Source organism: Pseudomonas songnenensis, from assembly GCF_003696315.1.
Taxonomy (GTDB): Bacteria; Pseudomonadota; Gammaproteobacteria; order Pseudomonadales; family Pseudomonadaceae; genus Stutzerimonas; species Stutzerimonas songnenensis.
In genome coordinates this window covers 200,527-226,546 of sequence record NZ_RFFN01000004.1, presented here as the reverse complement: position 1 = coordinate 226,546, position 26,020 = coordinate 200,527, and the positions used below count along the sequence as shown (strand labels likewise).

The following is a 26,020-nucleotide window of genomic DNA, read 5'->3' as shown; positions in this document are numbered from 1 at the left end:
CGTGCCGATCGCCTCAATAGGCCATCAATCTCGTTGTCGAGCCAGCCCTTTAGCGCTAAGGTTCCGTTTCCCCGCTGCGCCCTCAGGCTATGTTCCGCCGCACCGGGATCGCTGGCGGACGGCTCCCGTGATTCCTGACGAGTAACAAATGGCTGATTTACCGATCGACGACCTCAACGTTGCCTCCAACGTGACCCTGATCACGCCGGAGCAACTGAAGCGTGAAATTCCGCTGACCGCCTCCGCACTGCAAACCGTTTCCCACGGTCGCCAGGTGGTCCGCGACATTCTCGATGGCAAGGATCACCGCCTGTTCGTGGTGATCGGCCCCTGCTCCATCCATGACCTGAAGGCCGCCCATGAATATGCCGAGCGCCTGAAGGTGCTGGCTGAGAAGGTATCGGACAGCCTGTTTCTGATCATGCGAGTCTACTTCGAGAAGCCACGCACCACCGTTGGCTGGAAAGGCCTGATCAACGATCCGTACATGGACGACTCGTTCAAGATCCAGGATGGCCTGCATATCGGCCGCAAGCTGCTGCTCGACCTGGCTGAGATGGGCCTGCCGACCGCGACCGAAGCACTCGACCCCATTTCACCGCAGTATCTGCAGGATCTGATCAGCTGGTCGGCCATCGGCGCCCGCACCACCGAATCACAGACGCACCGCGAGATGGCTTCAGGCTTGTCTTCGGCCGTTGGCTTCAAGAATGGCACCGACGGCAGCCTGACCGTTGCGATCAACGCCTTGCAGTCGGTTTCCAGCCCGCACCGCTTCCTTGGCATCAACCAGTCCGGCGGCGTCTCCATCGTCACCACAAAGGGCAACAACTACGGTCACGTGGTGCTGCGCGGCGGCAATGGCAAGCCTAACTACGATTCGGTCAGCGTCGCGCTGTGCGAGCAGGAACTGAACAAGGCGGGTATCCGCCCGAACATCATGATCGATTGCAGCCATGCAAACTCGAACAAGGACCCTGCGCTGCAGCCGCTGGTTATGGACAACGTCGCCAACCAGATCCTGGAGGGCAACAACTCCATCGTCGGGCTCATGGTCGAAAGCCACCTTGGCTGGGGCAACCAGGCGATCCCGAAAGACCTATGCGATCTGAAGTATGGCGTGTCCATCACCGACGCCTGTATCGACTGGGACACCACCGAGAAAGCGGTCATGAGCATGCACGACAAGCTCAAGGACGTTCTGCCCAAACGGCAGCGCGGCTGAAACAAAAAAACGCCGCTCTGCGGCGTTTTTTATGCTTTCGAGCAGGTGTCTTCCGGCTTCAGCCGGTTTCGCTCGATATAGCGCTCGACATAGGAGCATGACGGAATGACCTGGTACCCTTCCTGCTCGGCATAATCGAGCGCATGCTGAGCCAGGACTGCAGCAATTCCCCGCCCGCGCAGGGCGTCAGGCACGAAGGTACGGTATATATCCAGCGTTTGCTTGCCCAGGTCCATGTACGCCAGGTAGGCGCAGTGGCCATCGATATCGGCCTCGAAGCGATGACCAGCCAGATCATGGCGGACGCGCACCGTGTCGCTCATTTCGACTCCTCAGCAGGATCGCCCTGTCTTCTTGTTCTCGGTGGGCTGCGGCAGATCGCGCTATCCGTAACCCAAACATACACAGGTGTCTTTTCTACCTGTTTCGCTCCGATTCGACCAGCCTCCTGTTGCGCATTATTTGTGCACGCCGAGGCTGGAACTTTTGACTGGCAGGCGGATCTGGCAACTAGGACGCCATGTAATCCGGGCTCGCTGGATGTTTTTTATCCAACTTGCGGAGATGAGAGCTAAAGCAAAGGCGGTTTGAAAAAAAAACTGTAGTACCGCAGCCAGCTCAGTTTACTTAAGCTAAGTTATAGGTAGTATGTGCGCGCAAACTTTCCATAACGGAAGTTGCTTTATGGATTTCCACCTTAAGGGGAACAAGATGAACAACGTTCTGAAATTCTCTGCTCTGGCTCTGGCCGCAGTACTGGCTACCGGTTGCAGCAACAGCATGACCAAAGAAAGCGAAGCTCGCCTGACCGCGACCGAAGACGCCGCTGCTCGCGCCCAGGCTCGCGCTGACGAAGCGTACAGCAAGGCCGACGAAGCTCTGGCCGCCGCTCAGAAGGCTCAGCAGACTGCTGACGAAGCCAACGAGCGTGCTCTGCGTATGCTGGAACGCGCCAGCCGCAAGTAAGCTTGTAGAAAATAAAAAAGCCGACCATCAAGGTCGGCTTTTTTATTTCACCCAGAAAAACAGTTAGAACAACTGCTCCTCATGGACGGCCACTTCTGTCCGCTGCTCCGCGATCTGAATCGGCAAGCCATCCTCACCGGCGATGATCTCGCGGACCATTTCCCAGTCCAGATGCAGCTTACCGGCCGCTTCGTCACGCTTGAGCAGCGTATTGATGACGACCGCATGCTTGTCCATTAGGGTGAGCGTCTTCTGTTCGCCATCCTCCAGAGGTGCATGGGCTTCCAGGTAGACCTTGCCCTCGCTCACGCCGAACTTGTACGGCTCGTCGACGATACGCACCGGCGTTCCGACTTTCACCATCTTCGCCAGCTCGAGCACGTTGTGGTTGAGCATACGGAAGCAACCGTGGCTCACGCGCATACCGATACCGAACTTCTTGTTCGAGCCATGGATCAGGTAACCGGGAAGCGCGAGGCTCATCTTGTACGGTCCCAGGGGGTTGTCCGGGCCCGGCGGAACCACCGTCGGCAGCGGATCGCCATCGGCGGCGTGCTCGTCACGAATGGACTGCGGCGGGTACCAGGCCGGGTTGCTGGTCATCGCTGAGATACGCGTGTTGCCGACTGGCGAGCCCCATCCTTCGCGCCCGATTCCAAGCGGAAAGGTATGCACCACATTCTTACCTTGCGGGTAGTAGTACAGGCGGTATTCGGCAATATTGATCACGATTCCTTCACGCGGCCCCGGCGGCAGGATGAAGCGGGTCGGCAGGATGATGTCGGTGCCCTCGCCCGGCAACCAGGGATCGACGCCCGGATTGGCCGCAACCAGCTCCAGATAACCGAGATCATGGGTTTCACCAATGGCTGCGAAGGTGTCTTCGTACTTGGCCTTGATGACCTGAATCTGACCGACGATGTCCTCGCCCTCGGGTGGCAACGGCAGCTCGAGGGCCGCGCTGGTGCCTGCCGAAAGCAAAGCAGCGAATGACAAACAGGAGGCGACTGCAAACGCGCGCGAGGGCATTCAGAGATCCTTGAAACGTGGGCTGTGGAAATGAGGCGATTGTACTTGAACTGGTGAAAAATTGAGCTACCAGGCCGCAACGGCAGACGGAAGGCCCTTGCGTCGGGCATCCAGCAATTGCCGACAGCTCGGGCACAGTTGCCGATCCTTCAATGTGGCGCGCTCAAGCTCCTTCCAGCGAGGCTGGGCTGGCAGCAGACCACCGCAGAGGGTACGGTCCGCATTGCCGCTCAGCTCAAGCTGACGCAACGCCAGATGCAGTCGATTTTCGCGGCAGGCGAACATGTCGTACTGCTCGTCCGGCACGATGAGTCGATAAGCGTAAAGGGTCCTGGCTGAGCGCGACATCTGAGGCTCCAATCGAGGGCGCGACAGTAGCTGCGCACACGCCTCAAAGCAAGGGTTCGAGCGCTGGCCAGACCGTCTCCAGCAACTGAGTCTGCGCCTGCGCCGTCGGATGAATGCCATCAGCCTGCATCATCCCCGCAACGCCACCGACACCCTCCAGCAGGAACGGTACATAAGCCACTGGCTTCTCCGCGGCGAGCGAGTCGAAGGCATCAGCGAAAGCGCGGGTGTAACGCTGCCCGAGGTTCGGCGGCATACGCATACCCAACAGCAGCACTTCGGCTCCAGCGTCTCGGCTGCGGTCAATCATCTCGGCAAGATTCTGTTTCAATTGCACCGGCGACTGTCCGCGCAGGCCATCGTTGCCACCCAGCTCCAGAACGACCACCGCAGGTGCGTGCTCATCAAGCAACGGAGTAAGCCGCGCGAGCCCGCCAGCCGTGGTGTCGCCGCTGATCGACGCGTTCACCACGCGCCACTCCTTCCCCTCCTCCCTCAGCCGCTCCTGCAGCAGATGCACCCAGCCCTGGCTGGTTTCCAGGCCGAAAGCGGCGCTGATACTATCGCCGACCACCAGTACGGTTCCGGCCAGCGCTCCCTGAGCCCAGCACAGCAGAACCAGAGCCCCGCACTTCAGCCAACTACGCATCGGATCCCCTCATGAGCGGCAACATTCTCGACGCCCGGAACCTTAACAAAGTGGTACCCAGCGCGGAAGGCGAGCTGAGCATCCTGGCCGACCTCTCGCTACAGCTGGCCAAGGGGGACAGCCTTGCGATCGTCGGCACCTCCGGCTCAGGCAAATCCACCCTGCTGGGCCTGCTGGCAGGGCTGGATCTGCCCAGCTCTGGCGAGGTGCACCTGGCCGGCCACGCGCTTGCGGCGCTCGATGAAGACCAGCGGGCACGAGTGCGCGCCGAGCACGTCGGGTTTGTCTTCCAGTCGTTCCAGCTGCTGGACAGCCTGAACGCCCTGGAAAACGTCATGCTGCCACTGGAGCTGGACGGCCGCCGCGATGCGCGCGAGCGGGCAACCGAATTGCTGGGCCGGGTTGGTCTGGGCGAGCGTCTGACTCACTATCCACGCCAACTCTCGGGCGGCGAGCAGCAACGTGTCGCATTGGCCCGCGCGTTTGCCGCCGAGCCGGACGTGCTGTTTGCCGACGAGCCGACCGGCAACCTCGATACCCACACCGGTGCGCACGTCACCGAGCTGCTGTTCGAGCTCAACCGTGAACGCGGCACCACGCTGGTGCTGGTGACCCACGACGAACGCCTGGCCAAGCGCTGCCATCGGATGATTCGCCTCGAAGGCGGACGGCAGATTGCTGCCGAGACAGCCGAATGATGCGCATGCCCAAAGCGCGCCTGTTCGCCCTGGCTTATCGCCAGCTGTTGCGTGACGCCCGAGCAGGCGAGCTGCGGGTGCTGTTCTTTGCCCTTGTGGTGGCGGTCGCTGCAAGCACCGCGATCGGCTATTTCGGCGCGCGCCTGAATGATGCAATGCTGCTGCGCGCCAGCGAATTCCTCGGCGCCGACATGGTACTGAGCGGCAGTGCGCCCGCCTCGCCGGAGCAGATAGACGACGGCAAGCAGCTGGGGCTCGATCACGCACAGGTCGTCGAGTTTTCCAGCGTCATCGCCACCGACCAGGACCTGCAGCTTGCAAGTGTCAAGGCGGCCAGCAGCAGCTATCCGTTGCGAGGCACACTGCGCAGCGCCGCTCAACCCTATGAGGCCGAACAGCCAGGGCCGGGCCCTGCGCCCGGCGAAGCCTGGGCCGAGGCTCGACTGTTCGCTGCGCTCGATCTGCAGATCGGCGACAGCATCGAGGTCGGCAGCAAGCTGCTGCGTCTGACCCGCGTGCTGACCTACGAGCCGGATCGCGTCGGCGACTTCTATAGCCTGACGCCGCGCGTGCTGATGCACCTGGACGATCTGGCGGCAACGGGTGTCGTGCAGCCGGGCAGCCGTGTCCGCTATCGCGAGCTGTGGCGCGGCGAGACGGCGACGCTGACCGCCTATCAGCAATCAATCCAGGCCGGATTGCAGGCACACCAGCGCATCGAAACGGCCAATGACAGCAATCGACAGATCGGCGGTGCGCTTGGCCGGGCCGAGCGTTACCTGAACCTGGCCAGTCTCGCCGCGATCCTCTTGGCCGGGGTCGCGGTCGCCCTCTCCGCTGCCCGCTTCGCCGCCCGCCGCTTCGATGCCAGCGCACTGCTGCGCTGCCTGGGCTTGTCACGCCATGACACCCTGCTGTTGTACACGCTGCAACTTGCCATGCTCGGCCTGTTGGCCAGCTTGGCGGGCGCCCTGCTTGGCTGGGCAGCGCAGCACGGACTGTTCTTTCTTCTGCGCGACCTGCTGGCACAGGAGATTCCACCCGGCGGCGTCTGGCCTGCTGCAGCGGGCATTGCGACTGGCCTGGTAGCGCTGACCGGCTTTGCCCTGCCGCCATTGGCTGCCCTGGGTCGTGTGCCACCGCTCCGCGTGCTACGCCGCGACATGCTGCCCGTACCGCCAAGCGCCTGGCTGGTTTACGGCACCGCGATCTTCGCCCTCGGCCTGATCATGTGGCGCCTGAGCCTTGATTTGAAGATCACGCTGGCCCTGCTTGGCGGCGGCCTGCTCGCCACGCTGCTGCTGGGCGGCTTGCTGCTGCTCGGGCTGAAGGGCATGCGACGCCTGCTGGCCGGAGCCTCGTTGAGCTGGCGTCTCGGGCTTGGGCAACTGTTGCGCCATCCGTTGGCCGCAGCCGGACAAGCCCTTGCCTTCGGCCTGATCCTGCTGGCCATGGCATTGATCGCCCTGTTACGTGGCGAGCTGCTCGACACCTGGCAGGACCAGCTCCCCGACGACGCGCCCAATCACTTCGTGCTCAACGTGCTTCCCGCCGAGAAGGATGCCTTTGCCGAACGCATCGCTGCACTTTCCAGCCATGCTGCACCGTTGTATCCGGTGGTGCCGGGCCGGCTGATTTCCATCAACGGCGAGCCGGTCCGCCAATTAGTCAGCAAGGAGTCCCAAGGCGAACGGGCGATCCGCCGTGATCTGAGCCTGACCTGGGCGGCCGACCTGCCGAAGGACAACCACTTGGTTGCCGGCCAGTGGTGGACCGAGCAGGAAGCGACTGACGTGCCCGGCGTATCCGTCGAGGCCGAACTCGCCGAAAGCCTGCAATTGAAACTCGGTGATCGCCTTTCGTTCACGATCGGCGGGCTGACCCGCGAAGCCAGTGTCACCAGCCTTCGCGAGGTCAACTGGGACAGTTTCCAGCCAAACTTCTACATGATTTTCGAGCCAGACACGCTCGAGGGGATGCCCGCCACCTACATGACCAGCTTCCACCTGCCACCCGGCAAGGAGCGCGAACTGGTGGAGCTGGCCCGCGCTTTCCCGTCGGTGACTCTGCTCCAGGTCGAGGCGCTGCTGGCTCAGTTGCGCAGCATCCTCGCGCAGGTATCGCTGGCGGTGGAATACGTGCTGCTGTTCGTGCTGGCCGCCGGGCTGGCAGTGCTGTTCGCCGGCCTGCAGGCAACGCTGGATGAACGCATCCGCCAGGGCGCGCTGCTGCGGGCGCTCGGTGCGGAAAGACGACTGCTGCTGCGCGCGCGCCGCGCCGAGTTCGGCCTGCTGGGCGCCGCCAGTGGATTGCTGGCCGCGCTCGGTTGCGAGCTGGTTAGCGCTCTGCTTTATCACTACGCGTTCGACCTGCGCTGGCAGCCGCATCCCTGGTTGCTGGTATTGCCGCTGATTGGCGCGCTACTGGTGGGCGGCGCCGGGCTGATCGGTACACGGCGGGCACTCAATGCCAGCCCGCTGACCGTACTGCGCGAAAGCTGAAGCGCTACAATCGGCGCTTTTCGCAAGGTCTCGAAGCCCATGAGCCGCTACCGCCCACCCCGCCCAGCCGGCACGCCGCTGATCACGCCTGAAGGCGAAGCCCGACTGCGCGCCGAGCTGCACGAACTCTGGCACGTCAAACGACCGCAGGTGACGCAGTCAGTCAGTGAAGCGGCCGCACAGGGCGACCGTTCGGAGAACGCCGAATACACCTACGGCAAGAAGATGCTGCGCGAAATCGACAGTCGCGTGCGTTTTCTGACCAAGCGATTGGAAAAGTTGAAGGTGGTCGGCGAGCGCCCTAGCGACCCGAACAAGGTGTATTTCGGCGCATGGGTGACGCTGGAGGACGAAGACGGCGAAGAGGCCCGCTATCGAATCGTCGGCCCGGATGAACTGGATCTGCGCCAGGGGCTGATCAGCATCGACTCCCCGCTCGCGCGTGCGCTGGTGGGCAAGGCGCTCGATGCGGAGGTTCAGGTGCAGACCCCTACCGGCACCAGGCTTTGGTACGTGGTCGCCATCGACTACCAATGACCGATCAGTCCAAATTTGAACATAAAGTCACGATCTGCTGCGATCATGCGGTTTAATTTCTGCAAAATCAAAAAAAAAGCGCATCTATCACCTTCCAACCCAATGCAGCGTTTCGCTTGGTAACAGCCGGATTGCGATGCGTTGATCTCACTGCGACATCACTCCTCCCGAACTTCGCAAGCTAGAGCGCCCGAGGCGCTACGCTGCGGTTCTGGCACGAATGCTGCGCTAGCCCAGGCGCAGTACGCGCCCCGGCGCGGTGAACGGCAAGGGACTGCCCAAAGCCCGATTCACATTCGAAGAGTGCGTCCATGAACAAGAACAAAACCTTGCTCGCCCTCTGTCTCGGTAGTGCCTTGGCATTTACCGGTCAGGCTTACGCTGCTTCTGGCAGCGGCTACACCGCTACGAAGTATCCGATCGTGCTTGCCCACGGCATGCTCGGGTTCGACAGTCTGCTCGGCATCGACTACTGGTATGGCATCCCGAAAGCACTGCGCCGGGACGGTGCCCAGGTCTACGTGACGGAAGTCAGCCAGCTCAATACCTCCGAGCTGCGCGGCGAAGAGCTGCTGGCGCAGGTGGAGGAGATCGTCGCGATCAGCGGCAAACCGAAGGTCAACCTGATCGGCCACAGTCACGGCGGTCCGACGGTGCGCTATGTCGCTGGAGTTCGACCGGACCTGATTGCCTCGGTAACCAGTGTCGGCGCCCCGCACAAAGGCTCGGACGTCGCCGACCTGATCCGCAAGATTCCCGAAGGGTCTTCCGGCGAGGCAATAGTCGCCGGTCTGGTGAACGCCATGGGCACGTTCATCAACTTCCTTTCCGGCAGCTCCAGCAGCGCTCCGCAGGATTCGCTGGGCTCACTGGAATCGCTCAACAGTGAGGGTGCCGCCCGCTTCAATGCCAAGTTCCCGCAGGGCATTCCAACGACGGCCTGCGGTGAGGGGGCCTACAAGGTCAATGGCGTGCACTACTACTCGTGGAGCGGCACCAGCCCGCTGACCAATGCACTGGATATCAGTGACGCCATGATGGGTGCCGGCTCACTGGCATTCAGCGGACCCAACGATGGTCTGGTCGGGCGCTGCAGTTCGCATCTGGGCATGGTGATTCGCGATAACTACCGCATGAATCACCTGGACGAGGTCAACCAGTTCATGGGGCTGACCAGCCTGTTCGAAACCGATCCGGTCAGCGTCTATCGCCAGCACGCGAATCGAATGAAGAACGCTGGTCTGTAGCCGTACATCCACTCACGTACCCAGGCCGGGATCGATGATCCCCGGCCTTCACCGCTGGGCACTTTCATGAGCAGATACATCCTTCTGTTGGTACTGGCCGTTGGGCTGAGCCTGACTGTCATCCTGAGCCGATCCGCCACCGCACCGACCCCGATCGCCGAGCAACCTGCTCCTACCGCTTCAGCGCCCTCGGCAAGCGTCACACCGGTCGGCCAAGCAACGAAGAGCAAACCGCAGCCGCAGGTTTCGGCGACGTTGCCGACGTCATTCCAGGGCACCCAGGTCGATGGTCAACTCCGCGTAGACGCTGCAGGCAACCTCATCATCGGTGCCGAGATGCGCCAGCTTTTCGATTACTTTCTGGCTGCGATCGGCGAGGAGCCGCTCAAGAACAGCATCGCGCGATTGCGCCAGCACATCACCGCAGAACTGGCGGAACCCGCCCGCGGCCAGGCACTTTCAGTTCTCAACCAATATCTGAGCTACAAGCAGCAACTACTTGAACTTGAAGAAACTTATGCCCGCGCACCGGACCTGTCGGCATTGCGTCAACGCCTGCATGCAGTGCAGGCGTTGCGCGCACGGGTGCTTGACCCCGAGGTTCACCAGGCCTTTTTTGCGATCGATGAGGCCTATGACCGTTTCAGCCTGGAGCGCCTGGCGATTCGCTTCGATCAAGGACTGGACAGCGACGCCAAGGGCCGCGCCATCGATCAGCTGCGCGCCAGCCTGCCGGCTGAGCTGCATGAGTTGTTGGTGCCGCAACTGCAAACCGAACTGCGGGAGCAAACCGATGCGCTTGTGCAAAGTGGCGCGGGGCCTGAGCAGGTCCGGCAGCTACGCCAACAGCTGGTAGGCAGCGCTGCAGCCGACAGGCTCGATGCTCTGGACCGCCAGCGCCAGCAGTGGCAGCAACGCGTCACAGCCTACCAGCAGGCACGGGCGAGCATCGAGGCGAGTCGCGGCCTGGACGATGTCGAGCGGCAAGCGGCCATCGAGCGATTGGAGGAGCAGCATTTCAATGCCAGCGAGCGTCTGCGCCTGCTTGCCGTCGCTCAGCAGGGGCGAACTGGTGACGCGGAGCGCTAGTTGGCCGCGGTCTTGCGGTCAGCCTCCAGCAGATAGCGTTCGCGATGGTAGGCCAGGTAGTACTTGTTGACGCTGTTGACGTAACCCACCACGCCCATGCCAACGGTTTCCATGGCGATTCGCTCGACCTGGAAGAACCACTGGTCCGGATTGAGGCCCCGTCGACGGGCCTCGGCGCGCATGCTCTGCACCCGCTGCGGCCCGAGGTTGTAGGCGGCGAGAATGAACGCCATGCGTTCGCGTTCGTTCAGCCGCGGGCTGGCGAAGTGGTTACGACGGATGTTCGCCAGATACTTCGCACTGGCCTGCACGTTGTTATCCAACTGCTGAATGTTGCTTACGCCCATCGCGCGGGCTGTAGCGGGCGTCACCTGCATCAGCCCGGTCGCGCCGCCAGCCCCCTTCGCAGCCGGGTTCAACGTGGACTCCTTGAACGCCAGCGCAGCAAGGTTCAGCCAATCCAGTTCGATCTGCTCGGCGTAGCGCTGCAGGGTTGGGCGGACCTTTTCCAGACGCTGCCGACCAAGCCGGTCAAGGGGATACTGCACCTTGTACAGACGCCGGTAGACGCGCTCGAAGGCTGCATCCTGGTTGGCCGGCAAGGCAAAATCCTTTAGAAACCGGTCCGCGCTAGCGCGCAGCATGCTGGCGTCCTTGCGCACGAACCAGTGCATGCTGGCCTTGTCGCCAAGACTCAGGTTCTGCTCGATGCGCAGCTTCGGCATGACCTTGGCCCAGCGCTGCGCAATGGTCTGCTCGACGACAGTCGCCGGGTAGACTCCGGCCTGCACCATCTCCAGCACATCTTCGACAGCCAGCGTCGGATCGACCCACTCGGCAACGATGGGTGCCAGCTTGCGCTCCATGAGCTGTTTGTTCAGCCTCGCCAATGCCGGTCCCGCGGCGCTGCCCGGCGGCAAGGCAAGGCTGCGCCCGGACAGCTGTTCCAGACGCTGATAGCGCGGCCCGCCCTGACGGCCGACCAGCACCAGCGACACGTCGCGAACCACCGGCCTACTGCGACTGATGCCTTTCATACCGGCTAGCGGCAGCAGTTCGCCGGGCGCGACCAGATCGCCCTCGCCGCGCTGCAGCGCGCCGAGCAATTGATCCTTGGCTTTGGGAATGATCTTGAGGGTGATCGCCTTTCCGGAGGCGGCGTCACGATTCAGGTGCTGCTCGAAGGCCCGCAGTCGCGCGTATTCGACCCCTATCGCCTCGCCCTTTATCTCACCGGAGCTGTTACGACTTTGGTTGACCAGCACCCGCAGTACACCACTGCGGCGAATTTCAGCCAGATCACGTACCTTGTCGGTCGATTGCCAGACCTCCGGCCCGGCCACGCGCGCGCTCGCCAACCCCGGCATGAAAGCCAGCAGCAGGCAGAACAGAAGTGGCAGCAATCGTGGCATCGAGAACGCACCGGTCTGAAGACGCAGACAACGCTAACGCGGTGCTCCCTGCCCGCAAAGGTGGCAAAGCCTCTCACAGGTCGCGCATTTGCGCCAGTTTTGGCTCTAAAAGTGGTTTAGATATATTTCGTACCTGTTTGATTTATATGGATTTATTGTTTTCGAGGTTTTCATGCAACTGATCGACATCGGGGTCAACCTGACCCATCCAACGTTTGCCGCCAATCCGTCCGCCGTGGTCGAGCGTGCCAGGGCAGCAGGCGTGGTGCAGATGGTGCTGACCGGAACCAGCCTTGCAGAAAGCGAAGCTGCCCTCGGGCTCTGTCGGGAACTGGATGAATCCGGGCAACGGCTGTTCAGCACCGCGGGGGTGCATCCGCACGATGCCAGCCAGTGGTCGACCGACAGCGCCAGCCAGCTGCGGGGCCTGCTGAACGAGCCGGCAGTGCGGGCAGTTGGCGAATGCGGCCTGGACTTCAATCGCGATTTCTCACCCCGCCCGCAGCAGGAGCGAGCGCTGGAAGAACAGTTGCAGCTGGCCGTCGAGCTGCAACTGCCGGTCTTCATCCATGAACGCGACGCCAGCGAGCGCCTCACAGCAATCCTGCGACCGTTCCGCGATCACCTTAAAGCCGCTGTGGTGCACTGCTTCACTGGCGAGAAGGCAGCGCTGTACGGCTATCTCGATCTTGACTTGCATATCGGCATTACCGGCTGGATCTGCGACGAGCGCCGCGGCACGCACCTGCACCCGCTGGTGAAAGAAATTCCCGAGGGACGGCTGATGCTGGAAAGCGACGCCCCCTACCTGCTACCCCGCAGCCTGCGACCGAAGCCCAAAAGCGGCCAGAACGAACCGGCCTATCTGCCGGAAGTCCTGCGCGAAGTCGCGCAGCATCGTGGTGAAAGCGCTGATCGACTGGCCGAACACACGACCCGCTGCGCCCGCTCGTTCTTCAGCCTGCCTGACCTCGACTGATTCACAAAATCTGCTCAAGCTCTGCGGCCGGCGGCCGTTAATTGTTAGTCGCGCCGCCGCGCGCTTTTGCCGCGCTCCGGCAACCTCCTATAGAAGAAGAGCAGTCATGGCCGTCTGGATTCGCGATCTGTCGCTCAAGTACAAATTCTGGGCACTCAACATGGTGACCTTCGTCATCGCCTTGTTGCTGGTGCTCTATGCCGTGCAGTTGGAACAAACCGCCCGCAGTGCCGACGCCCAGCTGGCTGCGCAGGCGCGCGCTGCGCTGCTGGCCACCTGGCCGGACTCCGCCGCGCTGCCCCAGGCGCCGGATCTGCTGCTGTTCCAGGCAAACCAGCGTGCCTCGATCGAGGGCAAGCCGGTCGCTGACAGAGGTTGGACCGCCCTCGCCCACGACCGCCTGTTCGCCAATGATCCGGTGGTCGGAACGCAGGTTGTTCCCCGCGCCGATGGCTCCAGCTTTGCGGTACTGGCGCGCACGCCGAGCGTGATGCAGGTGCTGGGACAGCACTTTTTCAGCTATGCCGCCGCTGTTGCCATGCTGATGCTCGGTCTGCTCGCCGCCTCGCAGATGCTGATTCGTTTCCTGCTCAGCCACCTGAACACGCTCAAGGACGTCATGCTGCACGTCGAGCGCAGCGGCGACCTGCAGGCCCGCGTGCCGCTGGACAGCCGTGACGAAGTCGGCCAGATGGCCGGCGCATTCAATGCGATGCAGGGCGGCTATCAGCGCGTCGTCAGCACCGTCGCCCAGGCCGCCGCGCGCCTGGATCAGGGCGCCAGCCGGCTGGCCTCGAGCATGAACGATGTGCATAGCGGCATGCGCGGCCAGCAAGGCGAAACCGACCAGGCAGCCACGGCGATCAACGAGATGAGCGCCACGGTGCATCAGATTGCCGAACATGCCCGCGAAACCCGCGACCTGTCGCAGAATGCCGATCGCCTCGCAGGCGACGGCCATCGGGTGGTCGGACGGGTGGAGAAGTCCATTTCCAGCCTGTCCCAGGGTGTGCAGCAGACCGGCGAGATGATCGAGCAGCTCGCTGCCGACAGTCAGAAGATCAACGGTGTGGTCAGCGTGATTCACAGCATCGCCGAGCAGACCAACCTGCTGGCGCTCAACGCGGCGATCGAAGCCGCCCGCGCCGGTGAGCAGGGTCGCGGTTTCGCGGTGGTGGCCGACGAGGTACGCAACCTGGCCAAACGCGTTCAGGACTCCACCGACGAGATCACCCAGATGATCACCGGACTGCAATCGATGACCCGCGATGCCGTGGAATTCATGCAGGAGAGCTCGCTCAAGGCCGACGATTGCGTGCGCGAGGCCCACGAGGCCGCCCAGGCCCTGGAAGCCATCGCCGAAGCCGTGGCGCAGATGCGCGAAAGCAACACGCAGATCGCCGTGGCCGCCGAGCAGCAGAGCCAGGTCGCCGAGGAGCTCAACCGCTCGGTTACCGGCATTCGCGACGTCACCGAGCGCACCGTGGAGCAGACCGTCAGCTCCGCCAGCACCAGCGCCGAACTCGCCGCCCTCTCCACCGACCTCAGTCGCGCCATCGGCCAGCTCAGGCTCTGAGGTACGCCCCGCGCCGCGTGCACCACAACGCGGCGCGGCCTGCCCGAAAAACAGGCAGCGCCCCATCTCATGCCCCATGAAAGGGCGTCTCGCCAGCCTTGGTTCAGCGCAACAAGCCGCTGACGCCTGGCAATCCTGCCTTGGCACCGCTCTTGCTTTGTCGATCCTGCAGGCGAAGCTGCTGCGACAATTCGAAATAGCCGACTAGGGTTCCGACTCGCTCGCGAGTGGCTGGTCCGAGAGTTGGCGACCTCCAGTGAGGTTACACGGCGGGATAAAAGCCCGGGAGAACAGCGTGATCCGCACGCAGCTCCTGCGCCATCCCCAAACACTGGAGGGTTTGCCATGTGCCCGCTCGTATCGGCTCTGCCGTTCACCGCCCTGCCCGTTCTAGCAGCTGTCGCAAACCGGGGCACCTGCCCATGCGCCTGATCAATCGAACGCCGAGCCGCAGCGGCTGGCTTGCTCTGGCCATACTGCCCTTCGCCCTGTTGCTGGCGCTGTACCTGACCAGCTCCACCCAGCGCCTGGAGCTCAACCCCAACGACAAGCTCCTGCCCAGCTTCGGCCAGATGAGCGCGACCGTCGAACGCCTGGCTTTCACGCCCGACAAGCGCTCGGGCGACTACCTGTTCTGGCAGGACACCGCCTCGAGTCTCAAGCGCCTCGGTAGCGGGCTGGCCATCGCCGCCGTGGCCGGCCTCTGCCTGGGCGTCGCCGCCGGCACCCTGCCGCTGTTCGGTGCGCCGCTGTCGCCCCTGCTGACCGTGCTGTCGATGGTGCCACCGCTGGCGATCCTGCCGATCCTGTTCATCGTCTTCGGGCTGGGCGAGCTGTCCAAGGTGATGCTGATCGTCATCGGCATCACCCCGATCCTCGCCCGCGACCTCGAGCAGCGTGCTCGCGAGATCCCCCGCGAACTGCTGATCAAGGCGCAGACCCTCGGCGCCAACACCTGGACGCTGATCCTGCGCCTGGTGTTGCCGCAGCTGCTGCCACGCCTGCTCATCAGCCTGCGCCTGGTGCTCGGCTCGGCCTGGCTGTTCCTCATCGCCGCCGAAGCCATTGCCTCCACGGACGGGCTCGGCTACCGCATCTTCCTCGTACGCCGCTACATGGCCATGGACGTGATCCTGCCCTACGTCGCCTGGATCACCCTGCTGGCGTGGGCCATGGATTTCTCGCTGCGGCGCCTGACCCAGCTGCTGTTCCCCTGGTATGAAGGAGCCAAGGCATGAGCGAGAACAACGCCAAGGCATCCGTGGCCGCGCAGTCGAGCCAAGGCACAACGCAACCAGGGACTCGCGCAGGCGGCAACCCCGGCTCCTTCATTCAGGTCAAGAACGTCTGGCAGCAGTACGGCGATCAGGTCGTGCTGGAGCGCCTGAACCTGAACATCGCCGAAGGCGAGTTCTGCACCCTGGTCGGTGCCTCCGGTTGCGGCAAGTCGACCTTCCTGCGGCTGCTGCTCGGCCAGGAAGCGCCCAGCCGTGGCGAGATCCTGCTGGATGGCCAGCCATTGGCAGACGAACCGGACGCCAGTCGCGGCGTGGTTTTTCAGCGCTACTCGGTATTTCCGCACCTGACGGTGCTGGACAACGTCGCCCTCGGCCTGGAACTGCCGCGCGCCCCGCTGCTGGGTCGTCTGCTCGGACGCCGCAAGCGCGATGCCCGTGAGCAGGCCGCGCAGATGCTGCACAAGGTCGGCCTCGGCCATGCGCTGGACAAGTACCCGGCACAGCTCTCCGGCGGCATGCAGCAGCGGCTGGCCATCGCACAGGCGCTGGTGATGAAGCCCCGCGTACTGTTGCTGGACGAGCCCTTCGGCGCCCTCGACCCCGGCATTCGCAAGGACATGCATGAGCTGCTGCTGGAGCTGTGGCGGGAAACCCGGCTGACGGTGTTCATGGTCACCCATGACCTCTCGGAAGGCTTCACCCTCGGCAGCCGCATCCTGGTCTTCGACAAACCGCGCATAGATCCCCACGCCCCCGGAGCCTATGGCGCACGGGTGACCTACGACATTCCGCTGCACGAGGGCCGCCATGCTCCCGGTGCGTCCGCAGGCCTGCCGACCGCCCTCGCCGACTCTTTTCGCACTGCCTATCAAGGAGCCTGACATGAGTGCTTCACTCGCGATCCGCCCCACGCTGTACGAGGAAACCGTTCCTGGCGGCGGCCACACCTCCTTCATCCTCAAGCGGGGCCAACTGCTGCGTCTGACCGATCTCGAAGGCGGCGCCAACGTCAGCCTGATGCTGCTCAACGCCCAGGAGAAGAGCGAGCGGCTGAACCTGCCGGATACCCTCAAGGGCCAGCACACCGCAAAGCTCACCGCGGGGCATTGCCTGTACTCGGACATGGGGCGCGTACTCGCCGCCATCACGGCCGACACCTGCGGCTGGCACGACAGCTTCGGCGGTGTGCTGAACGCTGATGAAGTCCTGGAGAAGTACGGCCAGGGCCGCTATCAGGAACTGCGCAACGGCTTCTTCCGCAATGGCACCGACAACCTGCTGGTGGAAATGGGCAAGTGGAACCTGAACCTGCAGGACCTGCTCATGGTGCTCAATCTGTTCAGTCGCGTGGACGTCACCGCCGACGGTGCCTTCGCCTTCCATAGCGGCAACTCCCAGGCCGGCGACTACCTGGAACTGTACGCACCGATGGACACCCTGGTGATCCTCACCGCCCTGCAGCATCCGCTGGACCCCAATCCGCTGTACGCACCCAAACCGGTGCAGCTGAGCTGGCACAAGGTCGAGAGCGATGGCATCAGCGTGCTCTGCCGCACCTCGCGCCCGGAAAACGGCCGTGCCTTTCACAACACCGAACGTCTGTACATCTGAGGAGGTGGCCGCGATGAGCCTTACCGAAAGCAGCCTGCACCCCGAAACCGCCGCGTTCCGCCATGTGATCCCGGCCGGCGAACCGTACCTGTTCGAAGTCAAGGCCGGACAGACCCTGCGCCTGCTCGATCTCGAAGGCAACCAGGCGGTGGACACGCTGTTCTTCAGCGCGAAAAACCCGCGCGAGCGCTACGATCCACAGCGCACCCTGCGCCGGCAGAACCGCGTCTACCTCACCACCGGCACGGTGCTCTATTCGAACCTCGGCAATCCGCTTCTGACCATCACCGCCGACACCTGCGGCCGCCATGACACCCTCGGCGGGGCCTGCGCCCAGGAGAGCAACGTGGTGCGCTACGCGCTGGACAAGCGTTACATGCACAGCTGCCGCGACAACTTCCTGCGCGCGAGCCTCAACGACGGTCGCCTGAGCAAGCGCGACATTGGCGCCAACATCAACTTCTTCATGAACGTGCCGGTGACCCCCGAAGGCGGCCTGACCTTCGCCGACGGCATCTCCGCGCCAGGCAAGTATGTGGAGCTGAAGGCCGAGCAGGACGTGATCGTGCTGATCTCCAATTGCCCGCAGCTGAACAACCCGTGCAACGGCTGGAACCCGACGCCCGCCGAGGTGCTGGTGTGGAACTGATGCCGCTCTTGCGTCGCTACCTGCTGCCGCTGCTGCAGGCGCGCGCCGGGCAGCGACCCGAGCGACCGGCAACGAAGAAACCCTCCCCAACCACGGACGGCCGTGGCACTGATGAATAAAGGCGGGACGGCCCGCCAGCCCTTCGAGGGTTACTGACCATGTTCGACAAACTGCTCATCGCCAACCGCGGCGCCATTGCCTGCCGCATCCTGCGTACGCTGCGCAACCTGAATGTGAACGGCGTGGCCGTCTACTCCGAGGCCGACGCCGCCAGCCTGCATCTGCAGCAGGCCGACGAGGCCCACAGCCTGGGCCAAGGCCCGGCCACGCAGACTTATCTGGACGTGGAGAAGATTCTCCGCATCGCCCGTGAAACCGGTGCGAAAGCCATCCACCCCGGCTACGGATTCCTCTCCGAGAACGCGGCGTTTGCCGAAGCCTGCGAGGCCGCCGGCATCGCCTTCGTCGGTCCGACGCCGGAACAGCTGCGGGTGTTTGGCCTCAAGCACACCGCCCGTGCCCTGGCCAAACAACGCGACGTACCGATGCTGGAGGGCACTGAGCTGCTCGACAGCCTTTCCGATGCCCTCGGCGCAGCCGAGCAGGTCGGCTACCCGGTGATGCTGAAAAGCACCGCAGGCGGTGGCGGTATCGGCATGCGCGTGTGCCGCTCGGCGGCGGAACTCGCCGAGGCCTTCGACGCGGTCAAGCGTCTGGGGCAGAACAACTTCAGCGATTCGGGCGTGTTCATCGAGAAATACATCGAGCGCGCCCGCCACCTGGAGGTGCAGGTGTTCGGCGACGGCGCCGGCGAAGTCATCGCCTTGGGCGTGCGCGACTGCTCGGTGCAGCGGCGCAACCAGAAGGTGCTGGAGGAAACCCCGGCGCCGAACCTGCCAACCGGCATGGCCGAGGCCCTGTGCGAGGCGGCAATCACCCTGGCCAGGGCGGTCAGCTACCGCAGCGCCGGCACCGTCGAGTTCGTCTACGACGCCGAAGCCGAGCGTTTCTACTTCCTCGAGGTGAACACCCGCCTGCAGGTCGAGCACGGCGTCACCGAGCAGGTCTGGGGCGTGGATCTGGTGCGCTGGATGATCGAGCTGGCCGCCGGCGACCTGCCGCCGTTGGCCGAGCTGGTGAAGGATCTCAAGCCGAGCGGCCACGCGATCCAGGCGCGCGTCTACGCCGAGGACCCGGGCCGCGACTTCCAGCCGAGCCCGGGCCTGTTGACCGCCGTGGCCTTCCCGGCCGCCGACGGCAAGAGCCTGCGCATCGACACCTGGGTCGAAGCCGGCTGCGAGATCCCGCCGTATTTCGACCCGATGATCGCCAAGGTCATCAGCTGGGCGCCGAGCCGCGAAGCGGCCCGCGTCGCGCTGGACGCCGCCCTCGGCGACACCCTGCTCTACGGCGTGGAAACCAACCGCGACTACCTGCGCCAGATCCTCGGCTTTGCCCCCTTCGCCCTCGGCACGCCCTGGACCCGCTGCCTGGAAGGTCTGCGCTATTCGGCCAACACCTTCGAGGTGATCAGCGCCGGCACCCAGACCACCGTGCAGGACTTCCCCGGTCGCCTCGGCTACTGGGCGGTGGGCGTGCCGCCGTCCGGCCCGATGGACAGCCGCGCGCTGCGCCTGGGCAACGCCCTGCTCGGCAACCCCGAGGACGCCGCCGGGCTGGAAATCACCATGAGCGGGCCGATCCTGCGCTTCAACACCGACGCGGTGGTGGCGCTGACCGGCGCCGCGATCCCCGTGAAGCTCGATGACGTCGCCCAGCCGATGTGCACCGCCATTTTCGTCCCGGCCGGCAGCACCCTGACCATCGGCACCATCGCCGGCGCCGGTGCCCGCTCCTACCTGGCCGTGCGTGGCGGCGTGCAGGTGCCGGAGTATCTGGGCAGCAAGAGCACCTTCACCCTCGGCCAGTTCGGCGGCCACGGTGGCCGCGCCCTGCGCGCCGGCGACGTGCTGCACCTGGCGCCGCTGAGCGACTCGTCTGCCGGCGCCACGCTCGCCGCCGAGCTGTGCCGCGCCTTGCCGGCGGTGCGCGAGCTGCGGGTGATCTACGGCCCGCACGGCGCGCCGGAATACTTCACCGAGGGCTACATCGCGCGCTTCTTCGCCACCGACTGGGAAGTGCACTTCAACTCCAGCCGCACCGGCGTGCGCCTGATCGGCCCGAAACCCGAGTGGGTGCGCGAGAGCGGCGGCGAGGCCGGCCTGCACCCGTCGAACATCCACGACAACCCCTACGCCATCGGCGCGGTGGACTTCACCGGCGACATGCCGGTGATCCTCGGCCCGGACGGCCCGAGCCTGGGCGGCTTCGTCTGCCCGGTGACCATCATCGAGGCGGATCTGTGGCAGCTCGGCCAGCTCAAGGCCGGCGACAAGCTGCGCTTCGTGCCGGTGGATGTGCTGACCGCACGCCAGCTGGCCAAGGCCGCCGATGCCGAGTGCGCCAGCCTCACGCCGGCGGCAGTGGTCGCCACGCCGGGGGCGCTGCAGTCGCCCATCGTGCTGGATATCGGTGAAGCGGACAGCCGCCTGGTCGCCCGCCTCTCCGGCGACACCCACCTGTTGCTGGAGATCGGCGCGCCGGAGCTGGACCTCGTGCTGCGCTTTCGTGGCCATGCGCTGATGCAGGCCCTGGAAGCCAAGCAGCTCGACGGGGTGATCGATCTCACCCCCGGCATCCGCTCCCTGCAGGTGCATTACCAGCCGGAAACCCTGCCGCTGGCCGTGCTGCTGGAGACAGTCGCCGGCCTGTGGGACGCAGTCTGCGCCGCGCAGGATCTGAAAGTGCCCTCGCGCATCGTCCACCTGCCGCTGTCCTGGGACGATCCGGCCTGCCAGCTGGCCATCGAGAAGTACATGACCACGGTGCGCAAGGACGCGCCCTGGTGCCCGAGCAACCTGGAGTTCATCCGCCGCATCAACGACCTGCCGAATCTGCAGGCGGTGTTTCAGACCGTGTTCGACGCCAGCTACCTGGTGATGGGCCTTGGCGACGTCTACCTCGGTGCGCCGGTGGCCACCCCGCTGGACCCGCGCCACCGCCTGGTCACCACCAAGTACAACCCGGCGCGCACCTGGACCGCGGAGAACTCGGTGGGCATCGGCGGCGCCTACATGTGCATCTACGGCATGGAAGGCCCGGGCGGCTACCAGTTCGTCGGCCGCACCCTGCAGATGTGGAACCGCTACCGCGCGGTCGAGGCGTTCGGCGGCCAGCCGTGGCTGCTGCGCTTCTTCGACCAGATCCGCTTCTACCCGGTCTCGGCGGAGGAGCTGTTGAGGATCCGCCGCGACTTCCCGCTGGGCCGCTACCCGCTGAAGATCGAGCACACCGAGCTGCGCCTGTCCGACTACCAGGACTTCCTCGCCGCCGAGGTCGACAGCATCGAGGCCTTCCGCCGCCAGCAGCGCGGCGCCTTCGACGCCGAGCGCCAGCGCTGGATCGAATCGGGCCAGGCGCACTTCGAGAGCGAGGAAGTCGCCGCCGACCTCGGCGAGGACGCCCCGCTCGGCACCGGCCAGCACGGCATCGAAAGCCACATCGCCGGCAACCTCTGGCAGGTGTCGGTGGCCGAGGGCACGCGGGTCGAGGCCGGCGACGTGCTGGTGATCCTCGAGAGCATGAAGATGGAAATCCCGCTCACTGCGCCGGTCGCCGGCGTGGTCAAGGAAGTCCGCGCCCAGCCCGGCTCGCCGGTCCGCGCCGGCCAGCGGGTGGTGGTGATCGAGGAGGCGTGAGGCCCCTCGGCACCCGAAGCAACCGTAGGGTGGATCGCGCTTTATCGATCCACCCACCGGCCCAGCGGGCCGGCAACGAACATCGCGGTGGAAAAGGCTTCGCCGTTTTCACCTTACGAGGGACATGAGATGACCACGACATTCGACCTACGCCTCGCCACCCTGAGCGCCGCCTACACCGCCGGGGACATCACCCCGCGCCAGCTGATCCTCGGCCTGCGTGACAAGGCCGCCGCGCTCAACGGCGAGTTCAACGCCTTTATCCACCTGCTGAGCGCCGAGGAACTTGAGCCCTACCTGGCCACGCTGGAGAGCAAGACGCCCGCCGAGCTGCCGCTCTACGGCGTGCCCTTCGCCATCAAGGACAACATCGATCTCGCCGGCGTGCCCACCACCGCCGCTTGCCCGGCGTTCGCCTACACGCCCGAAACCAGCGCGACGATCGTCGAGCAGCTGATCGCCCTCGGCGCGGTGCCGCTGGGCAAGACCAACCTCGACCAGTTCGCCACCGGCCTCAACGGCACCCGCTCGCCCTATGGCGAATGCCGCAACTCGGTGCACCCGGACTACCCCTCTGGCGGCTCCAGCGCTGGGTCCTCGCTGGCCGTGGCGCTCGGGCTCTGTTCCTTTGCGCTGGGCACCGACACGGCCGGTTCCGGCCGGGTGCCGGCGGCACTGAACAACCTGGTGGGCCTGAAGGCCAGCAAAGGGCTGATCTCCACCGCCGGCGTTGTCCCGGCCTGCCGTACGCTGGACTGCGTGACCTTCTTCACCGCGACGGCGGCCGAAGCCAGTCAGCTGCTGGCGCTCACCGCCAGGCTCGATCCACGCGACGAGTACAGCCGCAGCAACCCGCTGTGGAATGACGGCTCGGCCTTCGGCCAGATCAATACCTTCCGCTTCGGCATACCCCAGCACCCGGAATTTCTCGGCTGCGCGGAAAGCCCGGCGTTGTTCGCCGCCACAATCGAGCATCTGAAAGCCCTCGGCGGCGAGCCGGTGGAGATTGACTTCGAGCCCCTTCTTGAAGCTGCACGCCTGCTCTACGAAGGCCCCTGGGTGGCCGAACGCTACAGCGTGGCGGGCGCGCTGATCGAGCAGCAACCCGACGCCGTGCTGCCGGTAATAAAGGCCGTTCTGGAGAAAGCCCCCGGTACAACCGCCGTGCAGCTGTTCCAGGCGCAATACCGCCTGCAGCAACTCAAGGCCGTCTGCGACCGCACAATGGCCGAGGTCGATTGTGTGCTGACGCCCGCCTACCCGCGCCCAGTGACGCTCGCCGAACTTCACGCCGAGCCGGTCAAGCGCAATTCGGACCTGGGCTACTACACCAACTTCATGAACATGCTCGACTACGCCGCTGTCGCGGTGCCGGCCGCCACCATGCACGACGGCCTGCCCTGGGGCGTGACGCTGTTCGGCCGGGTGTTCACCGACCAGTACCTGCTGAGCCTGGCCGATGCGCTGCAGCATCAGACAGGGCTGAAGCTGATAGGCGGCAACGCGCTCGACACCCCACCTCCACAAAACCCGGCCCGCAACGACCGCGCCCGCCTGGTGGTCTGCGGAGCGCACCTGGACGGCCTGCCGCTGAACTGGCAGCTCAGGCAGCGTGGCGGACGGCTGCTGGAAACCACCCGCAGCTCGCCGGACTACAAGCTCTACGCCCTGGCCGGCGGGCCACCGCTGCGCCCGGGCATGGTTCGCGTCGCCGAAGGCGGAGCGGCCGTCGAGGTTGAAGTCTGGGAGCTGCCGAGCCAGGAGCTCGGCTCCTTTCTCACCGGCATTCCGGCACCGCTCGGCCTGGGCAAGGTGCAGCTCGCCGACGGCCGCTGGGAAACAGGCTTCATCTGCGAGCCCTACGGCCTGGACGGCGCCCAGGACATCACCGAACTTGGCGGCTGGCGCACCTATCTGAAGCGTCGCAGCTGAGGCAGACGAGGAGCGACGGGGTTGCACTGCGGCCATCCCGTCGCATTGTCGGAACATCCAGCGCCGGGCCGACCTCCGATGCAGAGCCACTGCCGACTCCGGTCGGCACCATCTGCATCCGAAGGAGGACTCCATGCGTATCACCCTGCCACGCATCGGTCTCGGCGGCGCACCGCTGGGCAGCATGTTCCATCCGCTCAGCGAAGAAACCGCCGACGCCACCCTCAATGCCGCCTGGGACGCCGGCTTTCGCTATTACGACGTGTCGCCGCACTACGGCGCGGGCCTGGCCGAGCAGCGCTTCGGGCGCATGCTGAGTGGCAAGCCGCGTGACGAGTACGTCCTGAGCACCAAGGTCGGGCGCCTGCTGCAGCCGGCCGGCCAGCCGGAAAACGCCAAGCCTTTCGTCGACGAGCTGCCCAACAAGCGTGTGCCGGATTATTCGGCCGACGGCGCACGCCGCTCCATCGAGGACAGCCTGGAGCGCATGGGCGTCGATCGCCTTGATGTGGTGTTCATCCACGACGTTTCCGAAGACCAATGGGGCCCGCAATGGCGCGAGTACTTCCAGCAGGCCATGAACGGCGCGGCGAAGGCGCTGACCCAGCTGCGCGATGAAGGCGTGATTCGCGGCTGGGGCCTGGGGGTCAACCTGGTCGAGCCATGCCGCCTGGCCCTGGAGCAGAGCGACCCGAACGTGTTCCTGCTGGCCGGCCGCTACTCGCTGCTGGAGCACGACGAGGCGCTGGACACCCTGTTCCCGACCTGCCAGGCACGCGACGTTGGCGTCGTCGTTGGAGGGCCGTTCAACTCCGGCGTCCTGGCCGGTGGCGATCACTATGAGTATGACCAGATCCCACCACAGGTCGCCCAGCGCAGGGAGCAGCTCAAGGCCGCTGCCGAGCGCTGCGGCGTCGATCTGCGGGCCGCCGCCCTGCACTTCTGCCTGGCCAACCCGGTGGTCGCCTCGGTCATCCCGGGCACGGCCAATCCCGAGCGTCCCCGGCAGTACATGGAATACTTCAACACCCAGGTGCCCCGCGAGTTCTGGCAGACCCTCAAGCGCGACGGCCTGCTGCGCGAGGATGCGCCAGTGCCGATCTGACCTCTGCCAAGCCGTAACGGGCTGACCGCCCCATGCGCTGCCTGGCCCGTGGCGGCGGTCGGGCCGGAACGGTGTCATCAGCTGCGCCATCCGCACTATCGCGGAGCAAGCCTCCCCATTAATGAGCAGCGCCGTGCCGGGCGCGCCACCCGTGTTGGCTCCGGCGCTGGCTGCAACTCATTGAAACTCCACGAGTTCGCTGCCAGCCACCGCATCTGGCACGCAACCTGCTCTATCACCCTTGCACGGGATGAGTCGCCTCCGGCACTCATGACGCTTGGCACAATCAGGAGCAACTTCAAGGAGAACTAGGGTTCCGGCTCACAGGGAGTGGGCGCTGGTCCGAGAGTTCTCCGGTCCCAGGGACGGGACTACACGGAGGGATAAAAGCCCGGGAGACGCGATGTCATCCCGTGCCTGTCATTCCAATGTGTAGGGAAATCACGCCATGTCCACACTGCGCTCGCTGAACAAGACCCTCCTCGCCGCCGGCCTGGCCGTCGCGACGTTGTTTTCACCGCTGGCCAGCCAGGCCGCCGAGAAGCTGAAGATCGGCACCGTGGTCTGGGCCGGCTATGGCCCCTTCTATGTCGCCGACAAGCTCGACCTGTTCAAGCCCCACGGCCTGGACGTGGACCTGCAGTTCTTCAACGACCCGGCGCTGATTCCCACCGCCATGGTGAGCCGCGCGCTGGACGGTGGCATGCTCACCTACGACCAGGTAGTGGCCTCGGTCGCCAAGGGCTTGAGGCACCGGGTGGTGATGCCCATCGACTTCTCCAACGGCGGTGACGCCATCGTCGCCGACGCGTCGATCCAGTCCATCGCCGACTTCAAGGGCAAGAAGGTCGGCTTCAACCCGCTGTCGCCCTCCGACTTCCTGCTGGCCTACGCGCTGCAGCAGAACGGCATGAGCGACAAGGACATCGACGCCGTCAACATGACTCCGGAAGGCATCCCCGGCGCCATGGCCTCGGGCAACCTGCCGGTCGGCGTGACCTACGAGCCCAACGTCTCGCAGATCCTCTCCATGGGCGGCGGCGACAAATTCAAGGTGGTCTATTCGTCCAAGGACGCACCGGGGCTGATCACCGACGTGCTGGTCTTCGACGAGGCGGTGATCGCCAAGAAGCCCGCTGCCATCAAGGCGATGATCCAGGGCTATCTCGACGGCCTGGCCTACATGCAGGCGCACCCCGAGGAGTCGGCGAAGATCATCGGTGAGGTGCTCGGCGTCAGCGCCGAAGAAGCCGTCGAGCAGATGGCCGGCGCCTACAACATCCCCCTTGCGGAGATGGGCAAGAGCTTCACCCCAGGCGACGACACCCATTCCTTCCATGGCAGCGGCGCGATCATCGCCAAGCTGCTCATGGACAACGGGCAGATCCCGACCATCCCGGATTTCAGCCAGACCTACGACGCCCGATTCACCGAAGCGCTCGCCCAGTAAGCCGACGCCGGGCGGGCCGTC

General features: G+C 64.7%; 22 protein-coding genes and 2 riboswitches. Of the genes, 17 read left to right on the top strand and 5 right to left on the bottom strand.

Annotation, left to right across the window (positions count from 1 at the left end; genetic code table 11):
• Nucleotides 1–148: 148 nt before the first annotated feature.
• On the top strand, nt 149–1,225 hold the full coding sequence (locus EA798_RS13275) for a 3-deoxy-7-phosphoheptulonate synthase (protein ID WP_106154967.1): 1,077 nt from the start codon (nt 149–151) through the stop codon (nt 1,223–1,225).
• 29 nt (nt 1,226–1,254) lie between these two features.
• Here EA798_RS13275 and EA798_RS13270 read toward each other — a convergent pair whose 3' ends face one another.
• Complete coding sequence (locus EA798_RS13270; protein ID WP_122099264.1) at nt 1,255–1,548, bottom strand: GNAT family N-acetyltransferase; 294 nt, start codon at nt 1,546–1,548, stop codon at nt 1,255–1,257.
• A 388-nt stretch (nt 1,549–1,936) separates the two neighbouring features.
• Between EA798_RS13270 and EA798_RS13265 the strand changes: the two genes are divergently transcribed.
• Entirely contained in the window at nt 1,937–2,191 is a 255-nt protein-coding gene (locus EA798_RS13265; protein ID WP_003294452.1) for an Lpp/OprI family alanine-zipper lipoprotein, read from the top strand.
• Nucleotides 2,192–2,254: 63 nt separating this feature from the next.
• Here EA798_RS13265 and EA798_RS13260 read toward each other — a convergent pair whose 3' ends face one another.
• The 3 genes from EA798_RS13260 to EA798_RS13250 form a co-directional block, all read right to left on the bottom strand.
• The gene (locus EA798_RS13260) at nt 2,255–3,220 is read right to left on the bottom strand and encodes a L,D-transpeptidase family protein (protein WP_106154969.1); all 966 of its coding nucleotides are present in this window, start codon (nt 3,218–3,220) and stop codon (nt 2,255–2,257) included.
• A 66-nt stretch (nt 3,221–3,286) separates the two neighbouring features.
• Complete coding sequence (locus EA798_RS13255) at nt 3,287–3,568, bottom strand: hypothetical protein (RefSeq protein WP_122099263.1); 282 nt, start codon at nt 3,566–3,568, stop codon at nt 3,287–3,289.
• Nucleotides 3,569–3,611: 43 nt separating this feature from the next.
• Nucleotides 3,612–4,217 carry an arylesterase gene (locus EA798_RS13250; protein WP_106154971.1) on the bottom strand — a complete coding sequence of 202 codons (606 nt, stop codon included), beginning with the start codon at nt 4,215–4,217 and terminating at the stop codon, nt 3,612–3,614.
• An 11-nt stretch (nt 4,218–4,228) separates the two neighbouring features.
• Here EA798_RS13250 and EA798_RS13245 point away from each other — a divergent pair, with 11 nt between their 5' ends.
• The 5 genes from EA798_RS13245 to EA798_RS13225 all read left to right on the top strand — a co-directional run bounded on the left by EA798_RS13245 (nt 4,229) and on the right by EA798_RS13225 (nt 10,289).
• A complete protein-coding gene (locus EA798_RS13245; RefSeq protein ID WP_106154972.1) occupies nt 4,229–4,915 on the top strand; it encodes an ABC transporter ATP-binding protein in 687 nt (228 codons plus the stop codon).
• Nucleotides 4,912–7,416: an ABC transporter permease gene (locus tag EA798_RS13240; RefSeq protein ID WP_122099262.1), complete on the top strand. Its 2,505-nt coding sequence runs from the start codon at nt 4,912–4,914 to the stop codon at nt 7,414–7,416. The genes EA798_RS13245 and EA798_RS13240 overlap by 4 nt, the downstream gene beginning before the upstream one ends.
• Before the next feature lie 39 nt (nt 7,417–7,455).
• Nucleotides 7,456–7,953 carry a transcription elongation factor GreB gene (gene greB, locus EA798_RS13235; RefSeq protein ID WP_122099261.1) on the top strand — a complete coding sequence of 166 codons (498 nt, stop codon included), beginning with the start codon at nt 7,456–7,458 and terminating at the stop codon, nt 7,951–7,953.
• Between the two features lie 311 nt (nt 7,954–8,264).
• Nucleotides 8,265–9,200 (top strand): triacylglycerol lipase, encoded by a 936-nt coding sequence (locus EA798_RS13230; RefSeq protein ID WP_122099260.1) that lies wholly within the window; start codon nt 8,265–8,267, stop codon nt 9,198–9,200.
• A 66-nt stretch (nt 9,201–9,266) separates the two neighbouring features.
• The gene (locus EA798_RS13225; RefSeq protein WP_122099259.1) at nt 9,267–10,289 is read left to right on the top strand and encodes a lipase secretion chaperone; all 1,023 of its coding nucleotides are present in this window, start codon (nt 9,267–9,269) and stop codon (nt 10,287–10,289) included.
• Here EA798_RS13225 and EA798_RS13220 read toward each other — a convergent pair.
• A complete protein-coding gene (locus EA798_RS13220; RefSeq protein ID WP_122099258.1) occupies nt 10,286–11,701 on the bottom strand; it encodes an MltF family protein in 1,416 nt (471 codons plus the stop codon). The two genes, EA798_RS13225 and EA798_RS13220, sit on opposite strands and share 4 nt — an antisense overlap.
• A gap of 172 nt (nt 11,702–11,873) precedes the next feature.
• Between EA798_RS13220 and EA798_RS13215 the strand changes: the two genes are divergently transcribed.
• From EA798_RS13215 to EA798_RS13170, 10 genes are all read left to right on the top strand, one after another.
• On the top strand, nt 11,874–12,680 hold the full coding sequence (locus EA798_RS13215) for a TatD family hydrolase (protein ID WP_122099257.1): 807 nt from the start codon (nt 11,874–11,876) through the stop codon (nt 12,678–12,680).
• Between the two features lie 106 nt (nt 12,681–12,786).
• Nucleotides 12,787–14,256, top strand: a complete 1,470-nt coding sequence (locus EA798_RS13210) for a methyl-accepting chemotaxis protein (RefSeq protein ID WP_122099256.1) — start codon at nt 12,787–12,789, stop codon at nt 14,254–14,256.
• 193 nt (nt 14,257–14,449) lie between these two features.
• Nucleotides 14,450–14,547, top strand: a riboswitch (guanidine-I (ykkC/yxkD leader).
• A gap of 131 nt (nt 14,548–14,678) precedes the next feature.
• On the top strand, nt 14,679–15,494 hold the full coding sequence (locus EA798_RS13205) for an ABC transporter permease (RefSeq protein WP_122099255.1): 816 nt from the start codon (nt 14,679–14,681) through the stop codon (nt 15,492–15,494).
• On the top strand, nt 15,491–16,375 hold the full coding sequence (locus tag EA798_RS13200) for an ABC transporter ATP-binding protein (protein ID WP_244221275.1): 885 nt from the start codon (nt 15,491–15,493) through the stop codon (nt 16,373–16,375). The genes EA798_RS13205 and EA798_RS13200 overlap by 4 nt, the downstream gene beginning before the upstream one ends.
• Before the next feature lies 1 nt (nt 16,376).
• On the top strand, nt 16,377–17,105 hold the full coding sequence (locus EA798_RS13195; RefSeq protein ID WP_122099254.1) for an urea amidolyase associated protein UAAP1: 729 nt from the start codon (nt 16,377–16,379) through the stop codon (nt 17,103–17,105).
• 13 nt (nt 17,106–17,118) lie between these two features.
• On the top strand, nt 17,119–17,754 hold the full coding sequence (locus EA798_RS13190; RefSeq protein ID WP_017245043.1) for an urea amidolyase associated protein UAAP2: 636 nt from the start codon (nt 17,119–17,121) through the stop codon (nt 17,752–17,754).
• A gap of 158 nt (nt 17,755–17,912) precedes the next feature.
• A complete protein-coding gene (gene uca / locus EA798_RS13185) occupies nt 17,913–21,512 on the top strand; it encodes an urea carboxylase (RefSeq protein WP_122099253.1) in 3,600 nt (1,199 codons plus the stop codon).
• A 129-nt stretch (nt 21,513–21,641) separates the two neighbouring features.
• The gene (gene atzF / locus EA798_RS13180; RefSeq protein ID WP_122099252.1) at nt 21,642–23,444 is read left to right on the top strand and encodes an allophanate hydrolase; all 1,803 of its coding nucleotides are present in this window, start codon (nt 21,642–21,644) and stop codon (nt 23,442–23,444) included.
• A 133-nt stretch (nt 23,445–23,577) separates the two neighbouring features.
• Nucleotides 23,578–24,549 carry an aldo/keto reductase gene (locus EA798_RS13175; protein ID WP_122099251.1) on the top strand — a complete coding sequence of 324 codons (972 nt, stop codon included), beginning with the start codon at nt 23,578–23,580 and terminating at the stop codon, nt 24,547–24,549.
• Nucleotides 24,550–24,846: 297 nt separating this feature from the next.
• Nucleotides 24,847–24,949: riboswitch (guanidine-I (ykkC/yxkD leader) on the top strand.
• Between the two features lie 48 nt (nt 24,950–24,997).
• On the top strand, nt 24,998–25,999 hold the full coding sequence (locus EA798_RS13170) for an ABC transporter substrate-binding protein (protein WP_122099250.1): 1,002 nt from the start codon (nt 24,998–25,000) through the stop codon (nt 25,997–25,999).
• Nucleotides 26,000–26,020 lie beyond the last annotated feature (21 nt).

Bases quoted from the DNA above. Each gene is read 5' to 3' on its own strand.
- uca (WP_122099253.1), top strand. From the start codon at position 17,913: ATGTTCGACAAACTGCTCATCGCCAACCGCGGCGCCATTGCCTGCCGC.
- EA798_RS13255 (WP_122099263.1), bottom strand. From the start codon at position 3,568: ATGTCGCGCTCAGCCAGGACCCTTTACGCTTATCGACTCATCGTGCCG.
- EA798_RS13200 (WP_244221275.1), top strand. From the start codon at position 15,491: ATGAGCGAGAACAACGCCAAGGCATCCGTGGCCGCGCAGTCGAGCCAA.
- EA798_RS13275 (WP_106154967.1), top strand. From the start codon at position 149: ATGGCTGATTTACCGATCGACGACCTCAACGTTGCCTCCAACGTGACC.
- greB (WP_122099261.1), top strand. From the start codon at position 7,456: ATGAGCCGCTACCGCCCACCCCGCCCAGCCGGCACGCCGCTGATCACG.
- EA798_RS13270 (WP_122099264.1), bottom strand. From the start codon at position 1,548: ATGAGCGACACGGTGCGCGTCCGCCATGATCTGGCTGGTCATCGCTTC.
- EA798_RS13195 (WP_122099254.1), top strand. From the start codon at position 16,377: ATGAGTGCTTCACTCGCGATCCGCCCCACGCTGTACGAGGAAACCGTT.
- EA798_RS13220 (WP_122099258.1), bottom strand. From the start codon at position 11,701: ATGCCACGATTGCTGCCACTTCTGTTCTGCCTGCTGCTGGCTTTCATG.
- EA798_RS13210 (WP_122099256.1), top strand. From the start codon at position 12,787: ATGGCCGTCTGGATTCGCGATCTGTCGCTCAAGTACAAATTCTGGGCA.
- EA798_RS13250 (WP_106154971.1), bottom strand. From the start codon at position 4,217: ATGCGTAGTTGGCTGAAGTGCGGGGCTCTGGTTCTGCTGTGCTGGGCT.
- EA798_RS13225 (WP_122099259.1), top strand. From the start codon at position 9,267: ATGAGCAGATACATCCTTCTGTTGGTACTGGCCGTTGGGCTGAGCCTG.
- EA798_RS13265 (WP_003294452.1), top strand. From the start codon at position 1,937: ATGAACAACGTTCTGAAATTCTCTGCTCTGGCTCTGGCCGCAGTACTG.
- EA798_RS13205 (WP_122099255.1), top strand. From the start codon at position 14,679: ATGCGCCTGATCAATCGAACGCCGAGCCGCAGCGGCTGGCTTGCTCTG.
- atzF (WP_122099252.1), top strand. From the start codon at position 21,642: ATGACCACGACATTCGACCTACGCCTCGCCACCCTGAGCGCCGCCTAC.
- EA798_RS13245 (WP_106154972.1), top strand. From the start codon at position 4,229: ATGAGCGGCAACATTCTCGACGCCCGGAACCTTAACAAAGTGGTACCC.
- EA798_RS13170 (WP_122099250.1), top strand. From the start codon at position 24,998: ATGTCCACACTGCGCTCGCTGAACAAGACCCTCCTCGCCGCCGGCCTG.
- EA798_RS13230 (WP_122099260.1), top strand. From the start codon at position 8,265: ATGAACAAGAACAAAACCTTGCTCGCCCTCTGTCTCGGTAGTGCCTTG.
- EA798_RS13215 (WP_122099257.1), top strand. From the start codon at position 11,874: ATGCAACTGATCGACATCGGGGTCAACCTGACCCATCCAACGTTTGCC.
- EA798_RS13190 (WP_017245043.1), top strand. From the start codon at position 17,119: ATGAGCCTTACCGAAAGCAGCCTGCACCCCGAAACCGCCGCGTTCCGC.
- EA798_RS13260 (WP_106154969.1), bottom strand. From the start codon at position 3,220: ATGCCCTCGCGCGCGTTTGCAGTCGCCTCCTGTTTGTCATTCGCTGCT.
- EA798_RS13240 (WP_122099262.1), top strand. From the start codon at position 4,912: ATGATGCGCATGCCCAAAGCGCGCCTGTTCGCCCTGGCTTATCGCCAG.
- EA798_RS13175 (WP_122099251.1), top strand. From the start codon at position 23,578: ATGCGTATCACCCTGCCACGCATCGGTCTCGGCGGCGCACCGCTGGGC.